Annotated in this window: 17 protein-coding genes and 1 riboswitch; of the genes, 1 reads left to right on the forward strand and 16 read right to left on the reverse strand. The window is 50.2% G+C overall.

Features of this window, described 5'->3' with window-relative positions:
- The 8 genes from def to NSQ39_RS11135 form a co-directional block, all read right to left on the reverse strand.
- On the reverse strand, positions 1 to 483 hold the full coding sequence (def, locus tag NSQ39_RS11100; RefSeq protein WP_046129007.1) for a peptide deformylase: 483 nt from the start codon (positions 481 to 483) through the stop codon (positions 1 to 3).
- 28 nt (positions 484 to 511) lie between these two features.
- Positions 512 to 2,929 carry a primosomal protein N' gene (priA, locus tag NSQ39_RS11105; RefSeq protein WP_341014886.1) on the reverse strand — a complete coding sequence of 806 codons (2,418 nt, stop codon included), beginning with the start codon at positions 2,927 to 2,929 and terminating at the stop codon, positions 512 to 514.
- Complete coding sequence (gene coaBC, locus NSQ39_RS11110; RefSeq protein WP_046129009.1) at positions 2,926 to 4,143, reverse strand: bifunctional phosphopantothenoylcysteine decarboxylase/phosphopantothenate--cysteine ligase CoaBC; 1,218 nt, start codon at positions 4,141 to 4,143, stop codon at positions 2,926 to 2,928. Before coaBC ends, priA begins: the two co-directional genes overlap by 4 nt.
- A 79-nt stretch (positions 4,144 to 4,222) precedes the next feature.
- A complete protein-coding gene (gene rpoZ / locus NSQ39_RS11115; protein ID WP_046129010.1) occupies positions 4,223 to 4,423 on the reverse strand; it encodes a DNA-directed RNA polymerase subunit omega in 201 nt (66 codons plus the stop codon).
- 4 nt (positions 4,424 to 4,427) lie between these two features.
- Entirely contained in the window at positions 4,428 to 5,042 is a 615-nt protein-coding gene (gene gmk / locus NSQ39_RS11120) for a guanylate kinase (RefSeq protein WP_046129011.1), read from the reverse strand.
- Positions 5,043 to 5,050: 8 nt separating this feature from the next.
- Positions 5,051 to 5,320 (reverse strand): extracellular matrix/biofilm regulator RemA, encoded by a 270-nt coding sequence (remA, locus tag NSQ39_RS11125; protein ID WP_003181657.1) that lies wholly within the window; start codon positions 5,318 to 5,320, stop codon positions 5,051 to 5,053.
- Between the two features lie 77 nt (positions 5,321 to 5,397).
- Positions 5,398 to 6,273 (reverse strand): YicC/YloC family endoribonuclease, encoded by an 876-nt coding sequence (locus tag NSQ39_RS11130; protein WP_046129012.1) that lies wholly within the window; start codon positions 6,271 to 6,273, stop codon positions 5,398 to 5,400.
- A gap of 149 nt (positions 6,274 to 6,422) precedes the next feature.
- A complete protein-coding gene (locus NSQ39_RS11135) occupies positions 6,423 to 9,095 on the reverse strand; it encodes a calcium-translocating P-type ATPase, SERCA-type (protein ID WP_046129013.1) in 2,673 nt (890 codons plus the stop codon).
- A gap of 139 nt (positions 9,096 to 9,234) precedes the next feature.
- Between NSQ39_RS11135 and NSQ39_RS11140 the strand changes: the two genes are divergently transcribed.
- Positions 9,235 to 10,950 (forward strand): Rqc2 family fibronectin-binding protein, encoded by a 1,716-nt coding sequence (locus tag NSQ39_RS11140; RefSeq protein ID WP_046129014.1) that lies wholly within the window; start codon positions 9,235 to 9,237, stop codon positions 10,948 to 10,950.
- A gap of 21 nt (positions 10,951 to 10,971) precedes the next feature.
- Here NSQ39_RS11140 and NSQ39_RS11145 read toward each other — a convergent pair whose 3' ends face one another.
- From NSQ39_RS11145 to NSQ39_RS11180, 8 genes are all read right to left on the reverse strand, one after another.
- Positions 10,972 to 11,466 (reverse strand): precorrin-2 dehydrogenase/sirohydrochlorin ferrochelatase family protein, encoded by a 495-nt coding sequence (locus NSQ39_RS11145; protein ID WP_046130691.1) that lies wholly within the window; start codon positions 11,464 to 11,466, stop codon positions 10,972 to 10,974.
- The gene (locus NSQ39_RS11150) at positions 11,447 to 12,232 is read right to left on the reverse strand and encodes a sirohydrochlorin chelatase (RefSeq protein ID WP_175076822.1); all 786 of its coding nucleotides are present in this window, start codon (positions 12,230 to 12,232) and stop codon (positions 11,447 to 11,449) included. The genes NSQ39_RS11145 and NSQ39_RS11150 overlap by 20 nt, the downstream gene beginning before the upstream one ends.
- A 1-nt stretch (position 12,233) precedes the next feature.
- Positions 12,234 to 13,007 (reverse strand): uroporphyrinogen-III C-methyltransferase, encoded by a 774-nt coding sequence (gene cobA, locus NSQ39_RS11155; RefSeq protein ID WP_175076823.1) that lies wholly within the window; start codon positions 13,005 to 13,007, stop codon positions 12,234 to 12,236.
- Between the two features lie 155 nt (positions 13,008 to 13,162).
- Positions 13,163 to 13,756, reverse strand: coding sequence for an adenylyl-sulfate kinase (gene cysC / locus NSQ39_RS11160; RefSeq protein ID WP_046130694.1), 594 nt, complete (start codon positions 13,754 to 13,756; stop codon positions 13,163 to 13,165).
- 15 nt (positions 13,757 to 13,771) lie between these two features.
- The gene (gene sat / locus NSQ39_RS11165) at positions 13,772 to 14,908 is read right to left on the reverse strand and encodes a sulfate adenylyltransferase (protein ID WP_341014898.1); all 1,137 of its coding nucleotides are present in this window, start codon (positions 14,906 to 14,908) and stop codon (positions 13,772 to 13,774) included.
- Positions 14,909 to 14,933: 25 nt separating this feature from the next.
- Positions 14,934 to 15,995: an inorganic phosphate transporter gene (locus NSQ39_RS11170; RefSeq protein WP_335498641.1), complete on the reverse strand. Its 1,062-nt coding sequence runs from the start codon at positions 15,993 to 15,995 to the stop codon at positions 14,934 to 14,936.
- An 11-nt stretch (positions 15,996 to 16,006) separates the two neighbouring features.
- Positions 16,007 to 16,708, reverse strand: coding sequence for a phosphoadenylyl-sulfate reductase (locus NSQ39_RS11175; protein WP_046130697.1), 702 nt, complete (start codon positions 16,706 to 16,708; stop codon positions 16,007 to 16,009).
- Between the two features lie 87 nt (positions 16,709 to 16,795).
- Complete coding sequence (locus tag NSQ39_RS11180) at positions 16,796 to 16,900, reverse strand: YezD family protein (RefSeq protein ID WP_438823812.1); 105 nt, start codon at positions 16,898 to 16,900, stop codon at positions 16,796 to 16,798.
- A 115-nt stretch (positions 16,901 to 17,015) separates the two neighbouring features.
- Positions 17,016 to 17,121: riboswitch (SAM riboswitch) on the reverse strand.
- Positions 17,122 to 17,212 lie beyond the last annotated feature (91 nt).

Raw genomic sequence — 17,212 nt, forward strand, 5'->3', positions numbered from 1 at the left:
TCATCCTTCCATTTCCGCAAGTTCTTCCGCATCATAGTAGCGCGTGATTTTTGATGTAAATAAAATGCCGTCCAAATGGTCGATTTCATGAAGCAGCGCTCTCGCCAAAAAGCCTTCCGCTTCAATGGTGAACGGCTTTCCGCGGCGGTCGAGCGCCCGCACTTTCACGTAATCAGACCGCGTGACCTCACCGTACAGATCGGGGAAGCTTAAGCATCCTTCCGGTCCTGTTTGTTCGCCGCGCTCTTCAATGATCTCGGGATTAATCAGTTCGATTCTTCCCGTTTCATCACCGATATCAACGACAGCCGCCCTTTTGGAGACGCCGATTTGCGGTGCGGCCAGTCCGACTCCGTCAAGTTCAAGCATCGTATCATACATGTTATCAAGTAGTTTTTTCAACGATTTATCAAAAGCCGCAACGGGCTCGGCAGGCGTTTCGAGAACATCTGCCGGGTACGTCACGATCGGTTTTACTGCCAATCTATAATTCCTCCATCACATTGTATTGTTACATCATCATATACGGATTCATATCGATCGAGATCGTCAATTGCTTTTGTTCGATATCGCGCTTGTAATGATCCATAATGTTTTTCAGCAAAGGTGTCAGCTGATGATCCTGTTTGTATTTTATCACGCATTGGTAGCGATATCTATCCTTGATCCTGGCGATCGGCGAAGCGACGGGCCCGAGGATTTTCGCATCTCCCTGAATGTTCGCCTTTAAATATTGGGCGATTTTTTCGGTAACGAGAGCCGTCTTTGCCACCTCTTCATGGGACACGGTGATGAGTGCCAAGTAATAATACGGCGGATACGCCTGTACCCTTCTGTGCATCATCTCCTGCTGAAAAAACGTTTCATAGTCGTGCGTTTTTGTAAGCTGGATGCTGTAGTGCGACGGCGTATAGGTTTGAATAATCACCTTGCCCGGTTTTTCGTGGCGCCCTGCTCTCCCGCTGACTTGCGTCATAAGCTGAAACGTCTTTTCAGCGGCCCTGAAATCGGGGATGTGCAGCATCGTGTCTGCGCTCAGCACGCCGACGAGCGTGACATTTTCGAAATCAAGGCCTTTGGCGATCATCTGCGTCCCGAGCAAAATATCGGCTTCACCTTTGCCGAAGGATGTCAGCAGCTTTTCATGCGCTCCTTTCCGGGACGTTGTATCAACATCCATGCGGATCACCCTGGCTTGCGGGAGAATTTTCGTCAATTCTTCTTCGACCCGCTGCGTCCCCGTGCCAAAGTAGCGGATGTGCTCGCTTGCGCATTCGGGACATCTTGACGGCATGCCGGTTTCAAAGCCGCAGTAGTGGCATTTCAGGCGCTGTCCGAATCTGTGGTATGTGAGGGAAATTTCGCAATGCGGACACTGGATGACATAGCCGCAGTCCCTGCACATCACAAATGAGGAATAGCCCCTTTTGTTTAAAAACAGAACGGCCTGTTCGCCTTTTTCAAGCGTTTTTTCGAGTTCTTCCATTAAAGCTCTCGAAAACATCGAGCGGTTTCCGTTTCTCAGCTCCTCCCTCATATCGACGAGCGAAACATCAGGCATGACCTGGCTTTTGACGCGGCGCTTGAGGGACAGAAGCTTGTACACGCCTTTTTTTGCCCTTGCAAACGATTCAAGCGTCGGCGTCGCGCTCCCGAGAACAACCGGACACCGGTGGTGCTCAGCCCGTTTAATCGCCGCTTCCTTCGCATGATATCTCGGCATTTCCTCCTGTTTGTATGATGTCTCATGCTCTTCGTCAATGATGATCATTCCGAGGTTTTCAAAGGGGGCGAAAATCGCAGAGCGCGCCCCTACTGCAAGGCGGACCTCTTTGCGGTGGATTTTTCGCCATTCATCATACTTTTCTCCTGTGGAAAGGCCGCTGTGCAAAACCGCCACCTGTGAGCCGAACCGGCCTTTAAAACGATGAACCATCTGCGGAGTCAGCGAGATTTCCGGCACGAGGACGATCGCTTCTTTTCCGGCGTTCAGCACTTTTTCAATCGATTGCAGATAGATTTCCGTTTTGCCGCTTCCCGTTACACCATGAAGGAGAAAGACGTCATGACGGTCGTTTTCAACCGCTTCAGAAATCGCTTCATAAGCCCGCGACTGCTCTTCTGTCAGCGGAAGCGGTTCGGTTTTTTTGAACATTCTGTCCTGATAGGGGTCCCGGTAAACCTCCTGCTCCCCTTCCTGCAACAAACCTTTTTCCAAAAGCGTTTTCAAGGAGGCGGACGACCCTCCGGTTTTGTCTAAAAGCTCTTTTACGGTTACAGTCATCCCTTCACTGCCCTCAATAAAAAATTCGAGAATCGCTTTTTGTTTGACAGCCTGCGGGGAAAGCCCCGAAAGCGCCTCTTTCAGTTCAGCTTTCGGACGGAGGGCCGATACCGTGCGCTGCGTCTTTTTGTTCGTTTTTTGGTTGACCTTGTACGCCACTTCAAGGTTTCCCTCTTGAACCTGGCGCTGAATGAGCTTTAGTGTCCGGGGATCTTCGATATCTGAATAGGAAAGTGCGTTTCTTTCTGAAAACAGGCTTTGTAATGGTTCTGGAAGCGGTTTTTTCCCGATCACTTTGATTTCTTTCGCGTATTTCGCCTTCATGGCCGGCGGAAGCATCGCCTGTAAAGCCGTGATTTTATATGAAAGCGTCTTTTCCGTCAGCCAGTCGGACAGCTCGAGCAGCTCTTCGGTCAAAACAGGCGTCAGGTCAAGGATTTCCTCAATGTCCTTGACAGACCGCCCGGAAAGATCTGAAGCGTCTTTCACATTGATGACGAACCCTTGAATTTTTCGGGGGCCGAAGGGGACGACAACCCGCATCCCTTTCTTGATCATTCCCCTCCATTTGTCAGGAATCCGGTAATCAAACGGTCTGTCAATATTTTTCGTAGTGACATCGACGATCACTTCGGCAAAGTTCATGAAGACGTCCCGCCCCGTTCGGCGAGCGCAGCGGCGTCCTTCAGGATTTCAGATGCGACCTCCCGCTTCGTCATCAGCGGGTGCGCTTTCTTTTCCCCGTTTTGATAAAAAACCGTCACAATGTTCGTCTCCGTTCCAAAGCCGGCGCCTTCGGCCGTAATGTTGTTGGCGACGACCATGTCGAGGTTTTTGGATGCCAGCTTTTTTTGCGCATACTCTTCGACATGCTGCGTTTCCGCAGCGAATCCGATTAAGATTTGTTTTGTTTTCCGCTGACCGAGCTCTTTTAAAATATCTTTTGTCCGCTCAAGCTCAATCACGAGGCTCCCGTCCTTTTTCTTCATTTTTTGGTCATGGACGTATTTTGGCCTATAGTCCGCGACAGCTGCCGTTTTAAAAACGATGTCTGCGTCTTCAAATACGGATAAGACCGCATCATACATGTCATCAGCCGAATTGACGCGGACGACGTCAACAGCGGACGGCGCTTCAAGCGATGTCGGACCCGAAACCAGTGTCACGCGGGCGCCCAGCTTTGCGGCTTCTTCAGCGATTGCATAGCCCATCTTGCCCGTTGAACGGTTTGAGAAAAAGCGGACAGGGTCGATCTGCTCCCTTGTCGGACCCGCCGTGACCACAACGTGTTTACCTTTCAAAGGGCTCATCCTTCCGCCTGAAAAATGCTCTTCGGCAAGCTCTACGATCCGCTCAGGCTCCTCCAGCCTGCCTTTGCCGACATAACCGCACGCAAGGTACCCTTCACTCGGTTCAATAAACCGGTAGCCGTCCTGATACAGAATGTCGATATTCCGTTTTACGGCCGGATGGTCATACATATGAACGTTCATCGCCGGCGCGATCCATACCGGCGCGGTCGTCGCCAAAAGCGTCGTCGTCAGCATGTCATCGGCGATGCCTGACGCGAGTTTTCCGATGATATTGGCCGTGGCCGGGGCGACGATGACGAGATCGGCCCAGTCGGCGGCATCGATGTGGGCGATCACGCGCGGATTCGGCTCTTCAAATGTATTTGTATATACTTCATGCCGGGAGAGCGCCTGAAAGGTGAGCGGGGAAACAAATTCACAGGCGGATTTTGTCATGATGACCTTCACGTTTGCCCCTGCCTGAACAAGTTTGCTCGTCAATGCGGCCGCTTTATAAACCGCAATCCCTCCGCTTACGCCCAGCAAGATGTTTCGATTTTTCAGCATCGTTTTTCCCCCTTACGTTTTAGTTCGTGGCCGTGAAAAAAATAACAACCTAATGGATAGGTTGCTATTTTTTCGGCTATTAGCGATTTTCTTTTTCAAACGTCAATAGGCCAGCATCAATTTCTTCAAGGGCTCTGCCGACATATTTGTGAGATTTCGGATTTTCGATCTGTTCGTCTTTGTTCATCTGCATTTCGCGGGCGCGTCTTGCAGCAACGGTCACAAGCGTGTATTTTGAATCCAGTTTATTCATGAGAGAGTCAATTGACGGATCTAGCATAAGTTTATTCAACCTCCAGCATTTTCTTATATCTTGGGGCAACGCGATCCCGCCTCAAATGCTCGGCGAGAACGATTGCTTTAATTTTTTCGCAGGCAAGCTCGATGCTGTCATTTTCGACAACATAGTCATAGGCGTCCATCAGTTCGATTTCTTCCTTCGCCGCTTTCATCCGGTTTTCGATGAGGGCCTCTGTTTCCGTCCCTCTTGTGACGATCCGGTTTTTCAGCTCGGCGAGGCTCGGCGGCGCCAAAAAGATAAACAGCCCTTCTGGAAAGGCCTTCCTCACTTGAAGCGCTCCCTGAACCTCGATTTCAAGGAAAACGTCCTTTCCTTCCTGAAGCGTTTTTTCAACGTAGTCAATGGGCGTGCCGTAATAGTTGCCGACGTATTCGGCCCATTCGAGCAGCTTGTTGTTCTCAATCATTTCTTCAAACTCTTCGCGGGTTTTAAAAAAGTAGTCCACTCCGTCCCGTTCGCCTTGTCTCGGCTTTCTCGTCGTGACGGAAATCGAATATTCAAATTTTGTGTCCTCCTGAGCAAACAGCGCCTGTCTGACTGTTCCTTTGCCGACGCCTGAAGGGCCGGAGAGAACGATCAATAATCCTCTTTCTTTCATAAGGCTCTTTATCCCTGCCCTTCATCCATGATTTCTTCTTTTACAGAAAGCCTTTGTGCTACTGTCTCAGGCTGGACGGCAGATAAGATGATATGGTCACTGTCCATAATGACAACCGCACGCGTTCTTCTTCCATATGTAGCATCTATGAGCATGCCGCGGTCTCTCGCGTCCTGGATCATCCGTTTGATGGGCGCGGACTCAGGACTCACAATCGAGATGAGCCGGTTGGCGGATATGATATTTCCAAAGCCGATATTGATCAGTTTAATCGTCATCCTATACGTTCCCCCTGTATATTTGGACGTCTCTAGTTTAACCTGATGAGAACGTCCGTAAACAATACGCACAATCGCTATTCTATATTTTGCACTTGTTCTTTTATTTTTTCAATAGAGCTTTTCATTTCGACCACGCGTTTTGTGATGTGGTGATCATTTGCCTTTGAACCAATCGTGTTGGATTCGCGGTTTAATTCCTGAACGAGAAAGTCGAGCTTGCGGCCGCAGGCGCCTCCCGCTTCGCAAATATCGCGGAACTGGCGGAAATGGCTTTTCAGCCTCGTTACTTCTTCCGTGATGTCTGAGCGGTCTGCAAACAAGGCCACTTCCGTCAGCAGGCGGCTTTCGTCAAAACGGTCGGCCGACCATTCTTCAAGCCTTGATTCAAGGCGTTCGCGGTAATGGTCGACGACCGCGGGGGCGAGCGCTTCGATTTCGCCGGTCAGTTTCTCAAGCTTAGCGATGTGCTGAAGGCAGTCGTCTTTCAGTCTCTCTCCCTCAGCTTCGCGCATGCTGCACAGTTCGCTGACGGCCGCTTCAACCGCCTCAAGGAGAACCCGCTCAAGGTGTTCGTGATAAACGGGCTCCTCTTCGATTTGTATGACGTGTTCAAACCGTAAGGCATCATGAAGCGTGATCTCGCCTGAAAGCTTATAGCGGTCTTTCATTTCGCCGGCCGTCTTCATGTATTCTTCAAGCAGCGGCCAGTCGACCTGGATTTTCCGGCTGATGAGCGCCTCATCGTCAACCGAAACAAACAGCTCCAGCCGTCCTCTTTGTATATGTTTAAAAATCGTCTGCTTTATTTTGTCTTCCAAATAGAGCAATGGCCTTGGCATGCGGGCGTTCACTTCTTTAAAGCGATAGTTGACAGATTTCAGCTCAACAGCTACCGTCAGACCATCCTCCGTTTTGCTCGCGCTGCCGAAACCGGTCATACTCCGTATCATAAAACACACCCAATTCTGTATACTTTCATCAAAAATTGATGATGCTTTAGGCAACGATGTGCCTTCTCACGAAAATGCCGAAGCGATTTCCGGCAAGCTTAAAAAGGCAATAGAAACCTCTATTACCTTTAAGATTATATCATACAAGCCTACTTTTTTCTTGTCAAAAGTGACCCGGCAAGCAAAAAAGTTGGGATGGCCGACATTCCGATAATCAGCAGCCAGTCCGCCATTAAGATCGGCACGGTGTGGAAGATCGGCTGCAGCGGCGGATAGTAAATGACGACAAGCATCAGTACAATCGAAGACAACACGGCGCCGAGCAGATAAACGTTTTCAAACGGGTTCCGTTCAAAAATGGACCGCTCGCTGCGGCAGTCAAACACGTGAATGAGCTGGGCAAGCACCAGAGTGGCAAACGCAACGGTCTGGGCATATGCAAGCGCATCCGGGTTGCGGTGGTAGATAAACATGAATGCCGCAAGCGTCGCCGCCCCGATTAAAAAGCCGCGCGATACAACTTTCCAGCCAAGGCCTCTCGCAAAGACCCCCTCTTTCGGGTGGCGCGGCTTCCGCCTCATCACATCGCCTTCCGGCTGATCCATTCCGAGCGCCATGGCCGGCAGTCCGTCCGTCACAAGGTTGACCCAAAGGATCTGGATCGGAACGAGCGGCAACGGCAGGGCAAGCATCATCGCAAACAGCATGACAAGAATTTCCCCGACATTTGAAGCGAGCAGATATCTGATAAACTTCCTAATATTTTCGTAGATGTTCCGCCCTTCTTTGATCGCCGACTTGATCGTGGCGAAATTATCATCGACAAGAATGAGGGATGAAGCTTCTTTGGCGACATCTGTTCCGGTGATGCCCATCGCGATGCCGATATCAGCCTGCTTGATCGCCGGCGCATCATTGACGCCGTCACCCGTCATCGCGACCACATGGCCGTTTTCCTGATAGGCAGTGACGATTTTCAGCTTGTGCTCGGGCGATACTCTGGCAAACACGTACACGTCTTCGACGATTTCTGTCAGCTCTTCCTGTGTAAGCTCATTGAGCGTCTGCCCGTCCATGACTTTACCGCCCCGCGGCAAAAGCCCCAGCTGTTTTGCAATCGCCTTTGCCGTTGTCACGTGGTCGCCTGTGATCATGACCGTTTTGATTCCGGCATCGCGGCATTCTTTAATGGCCTGTTTTACTTCAGGCCGAGGAGGGTCAATCATTCCCAAAAGCCCGATAAACGTTAAGTCTGACTCCGCTTTTTCAAGGGTGAGATTCGCAGATTCCCTGACCGGTTTATAGGCGACAGCAATCGTCCTCAGCGCCTGGGATGCGAGCATTTCCAGCGCGGTGTTCGTTTCGGCGAGTCTCTCTTTTGTAATCGGCTCGCGCCTGCCTTCTTTATAGACGGCGGAGGAGCGCTTCATTAACACATCGGGAGCGCCCTTGGCAATGACAAAGCGCTTGCCGCTTGCATCCTCCGCGACGACGGACATCATTTTCCGGGCCGAATCAAACGGAAACTCTTCGACAATCTTAAAATGTCCGCTGACATATCGGTCCGTAAACCCCGCTTTTTTGGCGGCTGTCAACAGAGCGCCTTCCGTCGGGTCTCCATCGAGGCGGAACTCGCCGTCTTCTTCAATGATCGAGGATGAATTGCACAATGCGCCAAACAGGAGCACCTGCTGCAATGACTTGTGGTTTTTGACTTGAATCTCCCGGCCGTTCATGCTGAAAGAGCCTTGTGGATCGTAGCCGATGCCTGACACGTTCCACGTTTTCCCCTCTGACCATACGTGGGTGACGGTCATTTTGTTCTGCGTCATCGTTCCCGTCTTATCGGAGCAAATAATCGAAGCGCAGCCCAGCGTTTCAACGGCGGGCAGCTTTCTGACGATCGATTTTTGCCTGATCATCCGCTGAACGCCGAGGGACAGGGCGACCGTGACAATCGCCGGCAGCCCTTCGGGAATGGCGGCGACGGCGAGCGAAACGCCGGCTAAAAACATGCTGTACAGATCATGGCCTCGAACAACGCCTGCCACCACGACAAGGAGCGTCAACAAGAGCGCAGCCACGATCAGGATTTTCCCGAGCTCCTCCAGCCTTCTTTGCAGCGGAGTCGCCGCATTTCCGGCCGACTCAAGCATATCGGCGATTTTTCCCATCGCCGAGTTCATCCCGGTGCCAATGACGATCCCGATCCCGCTTCCCCTTGTCACGAGCGTTCCCATAAAGGCCATGTTCGTCAAATCGCCGAGCGACACATCCGAAGCCTGAAAACGTTCCGACTGCTTTGATACCGGAAGCGACTCGCCGGTTAGTGCCGACTCTTCTATTTCAAGACTTTTCGTCTCGATCAGCCTGAGATCAGCACCGATTCTGTCCCCGCTTGAAAAACGCACGACATCTCCCGGCACAAGCTCTCTTGAAGGAATTTTGACCCAGCTTCCGTCGCGGAGCGCCGTCACCTGCGGGGCGGACAGTTCCTTTAATGCCTGAAGCGATTTCTCCGCCTTTCGTTCCTGGAAAAAACCGAGGATGCCGTTTACGAAGATGATCGCAATGATGGCAATCGCGTCGATATATTCACCCAAAAAGCCGGAAACCACCGTGGCCGCAAGCAGCACAAGAACCATGAAGTCTTTAAACTGCGAAAAAAACAAAGCCAATGCCGACGTTTTTTCGCCTTCAAGAAGTTCGTTTGCCCCGTGTCTTTCAAGCCGCTTTTTAACCTCTTTTTCTGTCAGCCCTTTCTCAATGGACGTTTTTGTTACGTTTAACAATTCGGTTTGTCCCATCTCGTGCCATTTCATTGAATCGTCCACTCCTTCTGCCCTTAAAGCTTTCCTTTGTCTCTATAAGTCAATTTATTCAGACTCGTCCTAAATCATGCTATAATTATTCGGACAGACACATGATGAAGAGGATAAATAAGAAAAGGGTGTTTTTAATATGTCTTTTGACGGCATTTTTACATACGGAATGATAGGAGAATTGAATGAAACGATTAGGGGCGGGCGAATCACCAAAATCCATCAGCCGTTTAAGCATGAGCTGATTTTTCACATCAGGGCTAACGGAAAAAACCGCAAACTGCTGCTCTCCGCCCACCCCAGCTATGCCAGGGTTCATCTTACAGAGGAAGCGTACGGCAATCCGAGCGCTCCGCCGATGTTTTGCATGCTCCTCCGCAAGCATTTGGAGGGCGGTTTCGTCGAACAGATCGAACAAGTCGGCATGGACAGGGTGATCGTATTTCACATGAAAAGCCGCAATGAAGTCGGCGACATGCTCACAAGAAAGCTCGTCGTGGAAATCATGGGAAGGCACAGCAACATCGTCTTGACCGACGGGGAAAAAGGCATCATCATTGACAGCTTAAAGCACCTTTCTCCATCGATTAACAGCTATCGGACCGTTCTTCCAGGCTATGATTACATCCTGCCGCCCGCGCAAAACAAGCTGTCGCCGCTTGAGGCGGATAAGGAAGACATTCTCCGCCACCTCAATTTTCAGGAGGGGAAATTAGACAGACAGATCGTCGACACCTTCTCCGGGGTCTCCCCCCTCTTTGCAAAAGAAGCCGTGTTCCGGGCCGGGCTTGCAAACAGGGCAACGCTTCCAGATGCGCTTATGAGGATGTTTGCCGACGTCAAAAACCAGAGCTTTACCCCGCAGCTTGTGACAGAAGACGGAAAGGAATATTTCTATCTGCTTGATTTGACGCACGTAAAAGGAGACAGGCGGCCGTTCGGGACGCTGAGCGGACTCCTTGACCGCTACTATTTCGGAAAAGCGGAAAGGGACCGCGTCAAACAGCAGGCCCATGACTTGGAACGGTTCGTCATGAACGAAAAGAAAAAGAACGAAAACAAGATCAAAAAGCTCAAAAAAACGCTGGCGGATTCCAAAAACGCCAAGGAATACCAGCTGTACGGAGAGCTGTTGACGGCAAACCTTTACAAGCTGAAAAAAGGCGATAAAGAAGCCAAAGTCGCCAACTATTATGATGAAAACGGCGGGGAGGTCACAATTCCCCTCAATCCGAATAAAACGCCGTCTGAAAATGCGCAAAGCTATTTTACAAAATATCAGAAGGCGAAAAATTCAGTGGAAGTCGTCAAAGAACAAATCAGGCTCGCTGAGGAAGAGATCGCTTATTTCGACCAGCTGATGCAGCAGCTCGCGTCTGCATCGCCAAAGGATCTGCAAGAAATCCGCGAAGAGCTTCAAGAAGGAAACTATTTGCGCGCCAAACAGCAGCCGGGCCAGAAAAAGCAGAAAAAACAAGCCCCTTCTCTGGAAACCTATGAATCTACGGCGGGAGAAACGATCCTCGTCGGAAAAAACAACAAGCAGAACGAATATTTGACGATGAAGCTGGCCGCCCGGGACGACCTTTGGCTGCACACGAAAGATATCCCGGGCTCGCACGTCGTGATCCGCGCAAGCGATCCTGACGAACAAACGATCCTTGAAGCTGCCCGGATCGCAGCATACTTCAGCAAAGCGAAAAACTCAGCTTCAGTCCCTGTCGACTATACGAAAATCCGCCATGTCAAAAAGCCGAACGGCGCAAAGCCCGGTTTTGTCACATATGACCGCCAGCAAACCGTTTTCGTGACGCCTGATGAAGACCTTGTCATCAAGCTGAAAACTTCGCGCTAAACGAAAAAAAGGCCTGAACCGTTATCGGTTCGGGCCTCTTCTTTTCCGGAAAAGTTCATCGATCTCCCGGACGAGCTCGTCATCGATCAGTCCGTCGATCCGCCCGGCCAATTCGATCGTATGGCTCGGGCTTGCGCCGTTTGTCGAGACACTGATGGTGATGTTTCCTTTTTTGACGATTTTCGGAACGTACACATTTCCGAGCTCAGCCTCGCTCGCAACATTGACGAGCTGGCCTTCTCCGGCTGATCTTGCAATCCGCTTATTCGCCTCGCGATCATCTGTTGCAAGTATGATGAGAAAGGCGTCTTTCACATCTTCAGGCTCCGCTTTTTTCCGCTTCCAGCAAACCCCGTGTTTTTCGATCAGCTCGAGCATGTCAGCCGATACGTCGGGGCTTATGACGGTAACGGATGCGCCTTCGCCCGCCACCGCTTTCAGCCGCCTTGCCGCAATCCGCCCCCCGCCTGCGATGACGACGGGCTTGCCGCTCATGTTAATGTGAAGCGGAAGCATCGGCGGCTCCTTTGAAATCGAAGGAACGGTCATGATTAATAACGGCTTCCTTGACGCGGTTTAAAAAGGCGTTTTTGACGTGCGGGTGGAAGCCGAGATATTCAGAGAGCACAACGTCTGGATTGGTTTCCTTCAGCTTTTCGGTCTCCCTTTCGATCTCCTTCATCAGCATCCCGGTAAACAACAGATACGGAACGATGAATGTCGTTTTTCCGCCGCTTTCTTTAAGCTGTGAAAAAACGTCGCGATAATTCGGTTCACATGCGGTCATAAAACAAGGAATGACCTCATCAACCGGAGCCAGCGCTTTGAGGCGGGCTGCAATCTCTGTGACATCCCGCAAGACGTCCGGATCAGAGCTCCCCCTTCCGATCAATACGATCCTCGCATGTTCATAAGGAACGCCAGTCTCTTCGATCCGCGTCAAAACGGCTTTGACGACCTCCTGATCAACGCCGATCGGCTTGCCGTAAGTGACGCTGATGGAAGGATACTGGGAAGAAACACGGGCGATTTCTACCGGGATGTCTTTTTTGGCGTGTGCGGCGGTCAAAAGGAGAAGCGGCACCGCGGCGATATGCGTCGCGCCCTTTTCTGCGCACGCTTTAAATCCCGATTCAATATCAGGCGGTGCAAGCTCCAAAAAAGAGATTTCCTGAATGGGTGCGGACATGTCGCTTCTGCACCCTTCCAAAAAAGCGGCTGCTTCTTGTTGTGCTTTTTTCAGACGGCTGCCGTGGCCGATATACAAAATGGCTTGTTTCATGTCAAAGCGCCTCGCTTAGTGCTGTATTTTTCAGCTCGGTTTCGTACCAGTTCAAACGCGAGCGGAAGTTGACCACATCGCCGATGACGATGAGGCTCGGGTTAACGATTTTTTCGTTTTCGGCGGTTTCGGCAAGCGTTTCAACCGTGCAAACCACCGTTTTCTGCTTGTCCGTCGTTCCCCAGTGGATGAAAGCAGCCGGTGTTGAACGGTCTCTGCCGTTTTCGATTAAAAGCCTTTCGATTTGCTTCACGTTTTTGATCCCCATGTAGATGACGAGGGTATCGATTCCGGTCGCCAGCACTTTCCACTTTTCCTCAAAGTCTTCTTCTGCCTTGTAATGGCCCGTCACGAAAGCGACGTTTGAACTCGCATCCCGGTGAGTTACGGGGATGCCGGCATAAGCGGCCGCTGCGATCCCTGAAGTGATCCCGGGAACGATTTCAAAGGGAATTCCGTTTTCTGCGAGGCTTGCGGCTTCCTCTCCTCCTCTGCCGAAAACGAAAGGGTCCCCCCCTTTTAGTCTGACGACGATTTTTCCTTTTTTCGCATATTTGACGAGAAAATGGTTGATCGTCTCCTGCTTCATCATATGATAATCGGGAAGCTTTCCGCAGTATATGAGGTCTGCTCCCTCTTTTGCATGCTGAAGGATCTGTTTGTTGACAAGCCGGTCGTATAAAATGACGTCGGCTTTCTGGATCGCTTTCAAAGCTTTGATTGTCAGTAAATCGGGGTCTCCAGGACCTGCCCCAACGATATACACTTTCCCCATCTTGCACTTTCCCCCGATCGATCAAAATCGTTTCACTTCATTTCATTATAAATCATAAAGAAAGCGTTCGGTGATGAAAATGTCACAACACGCCAAACGTTTCCTTTATGAAATAGGAAAGTGCAGTCATTGCACTTTCCTATTGGCCAAGCGTTTTATTTCGTTTCGTTTTTTACGTATTCAACGAGCCTGTCTTTGCACTCGTTCCGGTCATGCTCGCTCGTATTAAGGATGAGCTCAGGCGATTCAGGTTCTTCATACGGCGAATCAATGCCCGTGAAAAATCGAATTTCCCCGTTTCTCGCTTTTTTGTACAAGCCTTTCGGGTCCCTTTTTTCGCACGTTTCCAAATCGCATTTGACGTACACTTCATGGAATTCGTTTTCCCCGAGGAGCTGTCTGACAAGGTCGCGGTCTTCTTTAAAAGGAGAAATAAACGCCGTAATCACGATCGTACCCTGCTCGACGAACAGCTTTGCGACTTCGCCGATCCGGCGGATGTTCTCTTTCCGGTCCTCATCCGAAAATCCGAGGTCTTTGTTCAGGCCGTGTCTGACGTTATCGCCGTCAAGCACCGTCACCTGAAAGCCTTCTTCAAACAGCTGGCGGGCGGCTGCGTTGGCAATCGTTGATTTCCCCGAGCCGCTCAAACCTGTCAGCCAAATAATTCCGCTTTTATGGCCGTTTTTTTCATGATATTCCTTCTTTGTAATGGATGCCTCGTGCCAGACGATGTCTTTATTCACCAACAGTTTTTCCTCCCTTTAAGAAACGCCGGCTGCTAAGCCTTTGATTAATGTTTCGATGACTTCAGGACGGCTGAATGTGCTTGGCGGGAACTCGCCGTTTCTCAGCATTCCCCTCACCTTTGTGCCGGACAAAATGACATGGTGCTCCCTGTCATGCGGGCACGTTTTCGCCGTCGCCATTGATCCGCACACATTGCAGTAAAAGCTGTGTTCAAATTTCATCGGTGTGATGCCGATTTCTTCAGGCGCGAACTGATCGAACAGCTCCTGGGCTTCATATGTTCCGTAATAATCGCCGACACCCGCATGGTCCCTTCCGACGATGAAATGGGTGCAGCCGTAATTTTTTCTGACGAGCGCGTGGAAGATCGCCTCTTTCGGACCCGCATAGCGCATCGCCGCCGGGAAGACGCCGAGGAAGACGCGGTCTTTCGGGTAATATCCGTCAAGCAGCACCCGGTAGCTTTTCATCCTGACATCTGCCGGAATATCGTCTGACTTCGTTTCCCCGACTAACGGGTTGAGGAAAAGTCCGTCAACTGTTTCCAGCGCGGTTTTTTGAATGTATTCATGCGCTCTGTGCACAGGATTTCTCGTTTGGAATCCGACGATCGTTTTCCAGCCGAGCTCGGCAAACTTCCGTCTCGTTTCCGCCGGTTCAAACGTATGGGCAGGGAATTGCTTTTCGCTCCGTTTGATGAGTGTGATCGGGCCGCCGACATAGACTTCGCCGCGCTCGAACAATTTTTTGACGCCCGGATGGTTGAGGTCGTCAGTTTTATAGACGTTCACCGCTTCCTTTTTCTTATCGGGCTTATAGATGTCTTCGATTTCAATTACCCCGTATGTTTCTCCTTCGTATGTGAGGCGGACGGTGTCGCCTGTTTTGAATTCGGCGGCTTTTCGCCCGTCAACTGGAAGGCTGATCGGAAGCGTCCAAACATCTCCGCTTGCAAGCCTCATATTTTCTACGACTGAAAGGTAGTCTTTTTCAGTGAAAAAGCCTTCGATCGGGCTGTACGCTCCGATTCCGATCAATTCGAGATCGGCGAATGCGATCAGGTCAAGTTCGATTTCCAGTCCGATATGTTTCACATCGTATGCTTCATTGACGCGGTTAACCAATACACCGCCGTGTGGCGCTAAACTCATAACTTTGTTTCCCCCTACTTGTTGCTTAAATTCCCCCGCCCTGTTCATGGACGGAGCTGTGTTCTTTTTTCACGGCTCTCACCAGGCTGATCGTTCCGACTGATGCCAAAAGAACGCTCGTGACGACGATGAGAGAATAGTAGTCTCCTTTTAAGAAAAGGCTGACCAGCATATAAGACAGGCTCAAGGAAAGAAATGGCGAAACGATCCACACTTTCAGCATCGTTTTGACCACTTGTTTATGAAAAACATTGCCGCCGTTTTTCGCCATTCCCATCCCTATAATAGAAGATGATGTCACCTGCGTGAGCGGAACCGGAAGGCCGAAAATAGAACTGATGATGACAAGACCCGATCCTGTTCCAGAAAGAAGGATCCCCTCTCCTTTGGAGAATCTGGTGATTTTTTTGCCGTTTGTCTCAAGAACGCGCCGGCCCAATAAAAGGGCGCCGAGCGCGACAAACAATCCGCCGTACATCGTTCCTTGGCCGACGGTCAAAACATGCGCCGCCACCAGCGGCCCGACAGCGTTTGCGACATTGTTCATCCCCGCCGAGAAAGCCTCCATAAAACCGGCGATGACCAGAACGGCCGTCAAGATCCGAAGTTTTTTTCCAGAGGCCGGTTTGACCGTCTTTTTCATAATCTTGGCCATCACATACGTAAAACAAAACGCGATAAAAGGGACAATCACCCAAAAGGCGACAATCACCATCAACGATTTGACATACAATACTTGATACGCGACACCTACACCGACGACAGATCCGACTGTCACTTCACTTGTCGATAAAGGAATGCCGAGAACGTTTGCGATAAAGAGCGACAAAGCTGCGGAGCCGATGATGATGCAGACGATTTCCAGCGTAATCACCCGTTCGGGAATGATCCCTGAGCTGATCGTTTTGACGACTTCTCCTCCGCCGATGACGGCTCCGAGGAGAATGCCGGCTGAACAGATCAGAAGCGCGTGAAGCTGTTTTTTCACCGCTTCCGATCCGTAGGCGATGCCCATAGAGGCCGCTGCACCGCTCGCACCGATATTCATCGCAAAAAACATGCTAAATATAATGGCGGCAAGTTCCATGACTCATCTCCTTACTCGTGTAATCCGCATTCTGTTTTATTCAATCCATTCCAGCGGCCGGAGCGGAGATCGTCCATCGTAAAGGCCGGCGACGTGCACGGGGCGCAGCCGATGCTCGGATAGCCCTGGTCGTGAAGCGGGTTGTACGGCAGATCGTGCTTTGTCACATATCTCCAAATATCCTTCCATGTCCAATGGATGAGCGGGCAGACTTTGATGGACTTGAATTTATCGTCCTTGTTTAAAAAGTTCGTCTTGCTCCGTCCCTCGGACTGCTCGCGGCGCAGCCCTGACAGCCATGCCGGATATGCTGAAAGGGTCTCGCGGAGAGGGATGACCTTTCTCATTTCACAGCAAAGATTTGGGTTGGTTTCCCAAAGTTTGTCCCCGTATTCCTGAGCCTGCTGTTCGACTGTAAGTTCCGGTTTCTTCATCATAATCTGAAGGCCCGGATATCGTTCTTTGACAGCCTCGATCGTTTCATACGTTTCTTTAAAATGAAGCCCTGTATCAAGAAAAACGATGACGGCGTCTTTTTTCACCTTATAGATTAAATCAATGAGGACGATCCCTTCGATTCCGAAGCTGCAGGCGTATACGAGCTGATCGCCGTAATGGCCGTACGCCCATTTGAGGACCGACAGCGCGCCTTTATAAGAATCATCCTCTTGAAACGTGATCGTCGGTTCTTCCCATGTACTGTAAGTAAATATTTTCGTTTCCCCCTTTTTTTGCCAACAAAAAAACGGCTTTCAGCAGAAAAAAACTCTGTGAAAACCGCCTCTAGTTTGTCTAGTCAGCTATTTCAATCTTATTTTTTCATTTTTTTCGATTTGAATCACCTTTCCATCCTGGACAACGAATGTGATGGATCCGTAACTCATATCTTTCAGCATGTCTTTCATTGTGATGATCGCTTTGTCGAGCTGCTCATCCGTTTTCACTGCCAGCTCCTCCTTTTGCCCCGAAAAATAAAATCTTTCTTCCAAATGTGAAAGAAAGACGAGGAACTTTATATATTCCTTATCTCTCAAAATGAGCGCATTTTGCTGGAAGTAGCACCTTACGAATACACGCAGGTTGCCGGGTTTCATCGGACCAGTCCCTCCACCGCTCTTGATAAGTTTGCTTTTGTATTTTTAAATTTTAGCACAATTCGAATAAAAGTCAACCCGACTTTTTTTATAGGATTAATAAAAAATAAAAATGGTTCGATT

Source organism: Bacillus sp. FSL W8-0848, assembly GCF_038007805.1.
Classification (GTDB): Bacteria; Bacillota; Bacilli; order Bacillales; family Bacillaceae; genus Bacillus; species Bacillus glycinifermentans.

Coding starts and splice junctions, on each gene's coding strand:
- NSQ39_RS11150 (WP_175076822.1), bottom strand. CDS start 12,232: ATGAAACAAGCCATTTTGTATATCGGCCACGGCAGCCGTCTGAAAAAA.
- NSQ39_RS11170 (WP_335498641.1), bottom strand. CDS start 15,995: ATGGAACTTGCCGCCATTATATTTAGCATGTTTTTTGCGATGAATATC.
- priA (WP_341014886.1), bottom strand. CDS start 2,929: ATGAACTTTGCCGAAGTGATCGTCGATGTCACTACGAAAAATATTGAC.
- gmk (WP_046129011.1), bottom strand. CDS start 5,042: ATGAAAGAAAGAGGATTATTGATCGTTCTCTCCGGCCCTTCAGGCGTC.
- NSQ39_RS11130 (WP_046129012.1), bottom strand. CDS start 6,273: ATGATACGGAGTATGACCGGTTTCGGCAGCGCGAGCAAAACGGAGGAT.
- NSQ39_RS11180 (WP_438823812.1), bottom strand. CDS start 16,900: ATGAAAGACATGCTGAAAGATATGAGTTACGGATCCATCACATTCGTT.
- rpoZ (WP_046129010.1), bottom strand. CDS start 4,423: ATGCTAGATCCGTCAATTGACTCTCTCATGAATAAACTGGATTCAAAA.
- NSQ39_RS11135 (WP_046129013.1), bottom strand. CDS start 9,095: ATGAAATGGCACGAGATGGGACAAACCGAATTGTTAAACGTAACAAAA.
- remA (WP_003181657.1), bottom strand. CDS start 5,320: ATGACGATTAAACTGATCAATATCGGCTTTGGAAATATCATATCCGCC.
- NSQ39_RS11140 (WP_046129014.1), top strand. CDS start 9,235: ATGTCTTTTGACGGCATTTTTACATACGGAATGATAGGAGAATTGAAT.
- NSQ39_RS11145 (WP_046130691.1), bottom strand. CDS start 11,466: ATGCTTCCGCTTCACATTAACATGAGCGGCAAGCCCGTCGTCATCGCA.
- cobA (WP_175076823.1), bottom strand. CDS start 13,007: ATGGGGAAAGTGTATATCGTTGGGGCAGGTCCTGGAGACCCCGATTTA.
- sat (WP_341014898.1), bottom strand. CDS start 14,908: ATGAGTTTAGCGCCACACGGCGGTGTATTGGTTAACCGCGTCAATGAA.
- coaBC (WP_046129009.1), bottom strand. CDS start 4,143: ATGCTGAAAAATCGAAACATCTTGCTGGGCGTAAGCGGAGGGATTGCG.